Source organism: Pantoea sp., from assembly GCF_039594315.1.
Lineage (GTDB): Bacteria > Pseudomonadota > Gammaproteobacteria > Enterobacterales > Enterobacteriaceae > Pantoea.
In genome coordinates, this window is sequence record NZ_JBCNNP010000097.1 from 1 (window position 1) to 5,813 (window position 5,813).

At 52.9% G+C, this 5,813-nt stretch carries 8 protein-coding genes; 3 read left to right on the forward strand and 5 right to left on the reverse strand.

Annotation, left to right across the window (positions count from 1 at the left end; translation table 11 throughout):
- Positions 1–47: 47 nt before the first annotated feature.
- Genes cpxR through trmL form a run of 3 tightly spaced genes read left to right on the forward strand, consistent with a single transcriptional unit; the run spans position 48 to position 2,632 of the window.
- On the forward strand, positions 48–746 hold the full coding sequence (cpxR, locus tag ABDW13_RS23095; protein ID WP_007885339.1) for an envelope stress response regulator transcription factor CpxR: 699 nt from the start codon (positions 48–50) through the stop codon (positions 744–746).
- Positions 743–2,119, forward strand: coding sequence for an envelope stress sensor histidine kinase CpxA (cpxA, locus tag ABDW13_RS23100; RefSeq protein WP_343554841.1), 1,377 nt, complete (start codon positions 743–745; stop codon positions 2,117–2,119). Before cpxR ends, cpxA begins: the two co-directional genes overlap by 4 nt.
- A 39-nt stretch (positions 2,120–2,158) precedes the next feature.
- A complete protein-coding gene (gene trmL / locus ABDW13_RS23105; RefSeq protein WP_343554842.1) occupies positions 2,159–2,632 on the forward strand; it encodes a tRNA (uridine(34)/cytosine(34)/5-carboxymethylaminomethyluridine(34)-2'-O)-methyltransferase TrmL in 474 nt (157 codons plus the stop codon).
- On the opposite strand, the gene cysE is transcribed toward trmL, so the two are convergent.
- The 5 genes from cysE to ABDW13_RS23130 form a co-directional block, all read right to left on the reverse strand.
- Positions 2,629–3,444: a serine O-acetyltransferase gene (gene cysE, locus ABDW13_RS23110; protein WP_343554843.1), complete on the reverse strand. Its 816-nt coding sequence runs from the start codon at positions 3,442–3,444 to the stop codon at positions 2,629–2,631. The two genes, trmL and cysE, sit on opposite strands and share 4 nt — an antisense overlap.
- 69 nt (positions 3,445–3,513) lie before the next feature.
- Positions 3,514–4,533, reverse strand: a complete 1,020-nt coding sequence (gpsA, locus tag ABDW13_RS23115; RefSeq protein WP_343554844.1) for an NAD(P)H-dependent glycerol-3-phosphate dehydrogenase — start codon at positions 4,531–4,533, stop codon at positions 3,514–3,516.
- Positions 4,533–4,997: a protein-export chaperone SecB gene (gene secB / locus ABDW13_RS23120; protein WP_343554845.1), complete on the reverse strand. Its 465-nt coding sequence runs from the start codon at positions 4,995–4,997 to the stop codon at positions 4,533–4,535. Before secB ends, gpsA begins: the two co-directional genes overlap by 1 nt.
- A gap of 40 nt (positions 4,998–5,037) precedes the next feature.
- Complete coding sequence (gene grxC / locus ABDW13_RS23125) at positions 5,038–5,292, reverse strand: glutaredoxin 3 (RefSeq protein WP_007885328.1); 255 nt, start codon at positions 5,290–5,292, stop codon at positions 5,038–5,040.
- An 18-nt stretch (positions 5,293–5,310) separates the two neighbouring features.
- A complete protein-coding gene (locus ABDW13_RS23130; protein WP_008109709.1) occupies positions 5,311–5,742 on the reverse strand; it encodes a rhodanese-like domain-containing protein in 432 nt (143 codons plus the stop codon).
- Positions 5,743–5,813 lie beyond the last annotated feature (71 nt).

Genomic DNA, 5,813 nt, shown 5'->3' on the forward strand with positions numbered 1-5,813 from the left:
TTGCAAGTCAAGGAACACGGTATTTTGCCTGCGGAGGGCAATAAAAAATGAATAAAATCCTGTTGGTTGATGACGACCGCGAATTAACTTCGCTGCTTAAAGAACTGCTTGAGATGGAAGGTTTTGAGGTGATTGTGGCAAGCGATGGTGAGCAAGCGCTTAACCTGCTGGACAACACCGTAGACTTGTTATTGCTTGATGTGATGATGCCGAAGAAGAACGGTATCGACACTTTGAAAGAACTACGCCAACAGCATCAAACTCCGGTCATTATGCTGACCGCACGCGGTAGCGAACTGGATCGCGTTCTCGGCCTTGAACTCGGCGCGGACGACTATCTGCCTAAACCTTTTAACGATCGCGAACTGGTGGCGCGTATTCGTGCCATTTTGCGCCGTTCCAACTGGAGCGAGCAACAACAACAGCACGACAATAGCTCACCAACGCTGGAAGTGGATTGCCTGCGCCTGAATCCAGGTCGCCAGGAAGCCAGTTTCGACAGCGAAACGCTGGATCTCACCGGCACCGAATTCACTCTGCTCTACTTGCTGGCTCAGCATCTCGGTCAGGTAGTTTCGCGTGAGCATCTCAGCCAGGAAGTGCTGGGCAAGCGTCTAACGCCGTTTGACCGCGCTATTGATATGCACATTTCTAACCTGCGTCGTAAATTGCCGGAACGTCGTGATGGTCATCCGTGGTTTAAAACCCTACGCGGACGCGGCTATCTGATGGTTTCGGCATCATGATTGGAAGTTTAACCACCCGCATCTTCGCCATCTTCTGGCTCACGCTAGCGTTGGTGTTGATGCTGGTTTTAATGGTGCCGAAACTCGATTCACGCCAGATGACCGCGTTGCTGGAAAGTGAACAGCGTCAAGGCACCATGATTGAACAGCATGTTGAAGCGGAATTATCACAAGATCCGCCGAACGACCTAATGTGGTGGCGCCGTTTGTTCCGCTCTATCGACAAATGGGCGCCGCCGGGTCAACGCTTGCTATTAGTGACCAGCGAAGGCCGTGTGATTGGCGCACAGCACAATGAAATGCAGATCATCCGTAACTTTATCGGCCAGTCTGATAATGCTGATCATCCGCAGAAGAAAAAGTACGGTCGCGTTGAAATGGTTGGCCCTTTCGCGGTACGCGATGGTGAAGACAACTACCAGCTTTACCTGATTCGACCCGCGACCAGTTCGCAGCTCGACTTCGTCAATTTGCTGTTCGATCGGCCTTTGCTATTGCTGATTGTCACCATGCTGATCAGTTCTCCGCTGCTGTTGTGGCTGGCGTGGAGCCTGGCGCGCCCCGCTCGCAAACTTAAACATGCGGCGGATGAAGTGGCGAGCGGCAATTTGCGCCAACATCCAGAACTAGAATCAGGTCCGCAGGAATTCCTTGCCGCGGGTTCGAGTTTCAACCAAATGGTGAGCGCGCTCGAACGAATGATGACAGCGCAACAGCGCCTGCTATCCGATATCAGCCACGAATTGCGCACGCCATTAACCCGTTTGCAGCTGGCAACAGCTTTACTACGTCGTCGTAATGGTGAAGGCAAAGAGCTACAGCGCATCGAAACCGAAGCGCAGCGTCTGGATGGCATGATCAACGATTTGCTGGTGCTGTCACGTACGCAGCACAACAACGCGCTGGTTAGCGAAGCGATGAAAGCCAATCAGCTGTGGAACGGGGTATTAGAAGACGCCAAGTTTGAAGCCGAGCAGATGGGCAAACTGATGGATGTGCCTTATCCACCGGGTCCGTGGCCGCTGTACGGTAATCCGCATGCGTTGGAAAGTGCGCTGGAGAATATCGTGCGTAACGCGCTGCGCTATTCAAATTCACACATCAGCGTCAGCTTCTCGGTCGATATCGAAGGCATCACCATTCATGTCGATGACGATGGCCCAGGCGTCAGCCCTGAGGATCGTGAGCAGATTTTCCGTCCGTTCTACCGCACCGATGAAGCACGCGATCGCGAATCTGGCGGAACCGGTTTGGGCTTAGCGATTGTTGAAACCGCCATTCAGCAACATCGCGGTTGGGTGAAAGCCGATGATAGCCCATTAGGTGGTTTGCGCCTGACGTTGTGGTTGCCGCTGTACTCCGCTCGCCAATAATTTGCTATGCTTCGGCCCCTGTTTTCCGGGGGCCGATTTATGCTGAACATTGTCTTATTTGAACCTGAAATCCCGCCAAATACTGGCAACATCATCCGCCTGTGTGCAAATACTGGTTTCCAATTACACCTGATTGAACCGCTGGGTTTTGCCTGGGATGACAAGCGTCTGCGTCGCGCCGGATTGGATTATCACGAATATACCGCTTTGAAAAAGCACGCGAATTACGCGGCATTTTTGGCGGCTGAAGCACCACAACGTCTGTTCGCGCTCACCACCAAAGGCACGCCAGCGCACAGCGCGGTGAGTTATCAGAAAGGTGATTATTTGCTGTTTGGTCCAGAGAGCCGTGGCTTGCCAACAGAGATTCTCAACGCGTTACCCGCAGAACAGAAAATCCGTATTCCGATGATGGCTGAAAGCCGTAGCATGAATCTGTCGAATGCGGTGTCGGTGGTGGTGTATGAAGCGTGGCGCCAACTCGATTATGCTGGCGCGCTGATCAAAGGTTAGATGCCGTCGCCGTACTCAAAACCTGCGCCGTTAAACAGCTGATCCATATCCATTGACGGTTTATCACTGGTCGGTTTGCCAACGATACGCGCTGGCACACCGGCCGCCGTGGTATGCGGTGGCACAGGCTGCAACACCACAGAACCGGCACCGATTTTTGCGCCGCGCCCCACTTCAATATTGCCGAGGATCTTGGCTCCCGCACCAATCATCACGCCTTCACGGATCTTCGGATGACGATCACCGCTGGTTTTACCGGTACCGCCGAGCGTCACCGATTGCAGGATGGAAACATCGTTTTCGATAATTGCCGTTTCACCAATAACAATACCGGTGGCGTGATCCAGCATAATGCCGCGACCAATGCGTGCTGCCGGGTGAATATCGACAGCAAAAGAGACGGAAATTTCGTTTTGCAGATATACCGCTAACGCGCGGCGGCCTTCTCGCCACAACCAATTGCCAATGCGGTACGCCTGCAACGCGTGGAAGCCTTTCAGATACAGCAACGGCGTTGAGTACTTATCAACTGCGGGATCGCGCTGGCGTACCGCCTGAATATCGTAGGCCGCAGAAACAATCATTTCCGGGTCTTCGCGATAAGCTTCTTCCACGATTTCGCGAATGGCGATGGCGGGCATGATCGGGTTCGCCAGCTTGTTCGCCAGCATGTAGCTGAGCGCGCTGCCGAGATTTTCGTGCTTGAGTAATGTCGCATGGTAAAAACTGGCCAGCATCGGTTCACAGTCAGCCAACGCTCTGGCTTCGGCTTTGATATGGTTCCAGACCAGCTCTAACTCTTCAGACGACATTGCTGTTTGCTCCCGATAAAAAAAGCGCCTGATGGGGCGCTACAGGTGATGACGCTGTCGCATCCTGCTTCAGCTTTGGCTGTTCTCGTCCTTCCGTGCACGGCCAAGTAACGTCAATGCTGCCTCTCGCGCTGATTTTCCGCAATAGAGCACCTGATAAATCTGCTCGGTGATTGGCATTTCTACGCCTACGCGCGCCGCCAATGCTTTGACTTCTTTGGTGTTTCTGTAACCTTCTACAACTTGTCCGATAATGCGTTGCGCCTCATCAACGCTCTCGCCTTGTCCCAACATCATGCCGAAACGACGGTTGCGTGACTGATTATCGGTACACGTCAGCACCAAATCGCCTAATCCTGCCATCCCCATAAAGGTGGTAGCATCGGCACCTAATGCAGCACCTAAGCGGCTCATTTCGGTCAGGCCACGGGTGATTAACGCGGTACGCGCATTCGCACCAAAACCGATGCCGTCAGAAATCCCCGCACCAATCGCAATCACGTTCTTCACTGCGCCACCTAACTGCACGCCGATGAAGTCTTGATTGTTGTAGACGCGGAAACTTTTGCCGCAGTGCAGCTTTTGTTGCAGATCTTCAGCGAATTGCGCATCTGTCGCCGCCAATGCAATCGCGGTTGGCATACCTGCTGCCAGCTCTTTTGCAAAGGTTGGCCCGGAAATCACCGCCAGAGGAATCGCATCACCGAGAATCTCGCGCGCGACATCCTGCAACAATCGCCCTGTCTCTTTCTCCAATCCTTTGGTCGCCCAGACGATACGTGAATCAGCACGCAAATGCGGTTTCAGCTGCGTCAGCACATCGCCAAATACGTGGCTTGGCACCACAACTAGCAGATCGCGGCTGGCGCTAACCACAGTGGCTAAATCGGCTTCAGGAACGAGATTATCAGGGAAAGGGACATCGGGCAGGAAAGCGGCATTACAGCGGTCAGCTTGCAGCTGCGCTACGCTTTGTGGATTGTGGCCCCAAAGCAGAACCGGATGGCCATTGCGGGCCAGCGTGATGGCCAATGCGGTGCCGTACGAACCGGCACCGATGACGCTAATTGAAGCGTTGAGTGTAGTCATCAGGCATCCTGATGTGGCGCTTCGCCTTCACCTTGCTGCTGCAGATAGTTCATGAACAGCGCATCAAAGTTAACTGGCGCGAGGTTGAGCTGCGGGAAGGTACCGCGAGAAACCAAGCTGGTAACGCATTCACGCGCATACGGGAACAGAATGTTCGGGCAGTACGCACCAAGGCAATGCGCCATTTGCGTGCCTTCGATACCGCTGATGGTGAAGATACCAGCCTGCTGGACTTCACACAGGAATGCCGTGTCTTCACCAACGGTAGCAGTAACGGTAACGCGCAGAACCACTTCAAAAACGCCATCAGCCAGCTGAGACGAGGCGGTGTCCAGATCCAATTTAACTTCCGGCTCCCACTCTTTCTGGAAAACCTGCGGCGCGTTTGGCGCTTCGTAAGAGACGTCTTTGGTGTAAACACGTTGAATCTGGAACTGCATTTCGCTGTTGCTTTGTTCTGACATGAGACTAAATCCTGTGAGTTAAAATTGTCTGATCGAAAAGTTATGCCTGGAGTAAAGGATCAAGTCCTTGACGCCCATCCAGCGCGTAAAGATCATCGCAGCCGCCAATGTGCTGCGCATCAATAAAAATCTGAGGCACCGTGGTACGGCCGCTGCGTTGGATCATCTCTTCACGTTTCGCCGCGTTCCCGTCAATGGGAATCTCCTGGAACGACACGCCTTTCTGATCTAATAACGCCTTGGCACGGTGGCAATAAGGACAAGTGACTTTGGTGTAAATCTCTACGTTCGCCATTTGGTTACCTCTGAGAAATTATTTACCGCGCACCAGCGGCAGATTTTCGCCGCTCCAGCCGCTCACGCCATCTTTCAGTACGGACACTTTTTCAAAACCTGCTGCGCTTAATTTAGCCGCAGATTCACCCGCACTTTGACCGGTGGCGCAAACTACAATTATGTGCTGTGACTTGTGCTTTTCCAGCTCGCCAAAGCTCTCTTTTTTAATGTCTGCTGCCGCTACGTTAATTGCCCCTGAAATGTGTCCTTTGCGGTAATCGTCACGTGAACGAACGTCTACCACCACCGCGTCCTCTTTGTTGATCAGGTGGGTTGCTTCACCACGACTGATGGTTTTTACTTTAGAGAACATACCTTTAACGGTGGTCACAATCACGAGAACGAGTAAAGCAACCCATGCCAGACTGAGGATGGGGTGATTGCTTGCAAACTGCATAATTTCTTGCATGAGGGGTAACGACTCCAAACCGGGCTGATAAGCTAAAACAAGGGTTCTGAGTATACCTGCGCCACTTCGCA

Excerpts from the sequence above, each read along its gene's own strand:
- grxC (WP_007885328.1), bottom strand. The coding sequence starts at position 5,292 with ATGGCGAACGTAGAGATTTACACCAAAGTCACTTGTCCTTATTGCCAC.
- gpsA (WP_343554844.1), bottom strand. The coding sequence starts at position 4,533 with ATGACTACACTCAACGCTTCAATTAGCGTCATCGGTGCCGGTTCGTAC.
- cpxR (WP_007885339.1), top strand. The coding sequence starts at position 48 with ATGAATAAAATCCTGTTGGTTGATGACGACCGCGAATTAACTTCGCTG.
- trmL (WP_343554842.1), top strand. The coding sequence starts at position 2,159 with ATGCTGAACATTGTCTTATTTGAACCTGAAATCCCGCCAAATACTGGC.
- cysE (WP_343554843.1), bottom strand. The coding sequence starts at position 3,444 with ATGTCGTCTGAAGAGTTAGAGCTGGTCTGGAACCATATCAAAGCCGAA.
- ABDW13_RS23130 (WP_008109709.1), bottom strand. The coding sequence starts at position 5,742 with ATGCAAGAAATTATGCAGTTTGCAAGCAATCACCCCATCCTCAGTCTG.
- cpxA (WP_343554841.1), top strand. The coding sequence starts at position 743 with ATGATTGGAAGTTTAACCACCCGCATCTTCGCCATCTTCTGGCTCACG.
- secB (WP_343554845.1), bottom strand. The coding sequence starts at position 4,997 with ATGTCAGAACAAAGCAACAGCGAAATGCAGTTCCAGATTCAACGTGTT.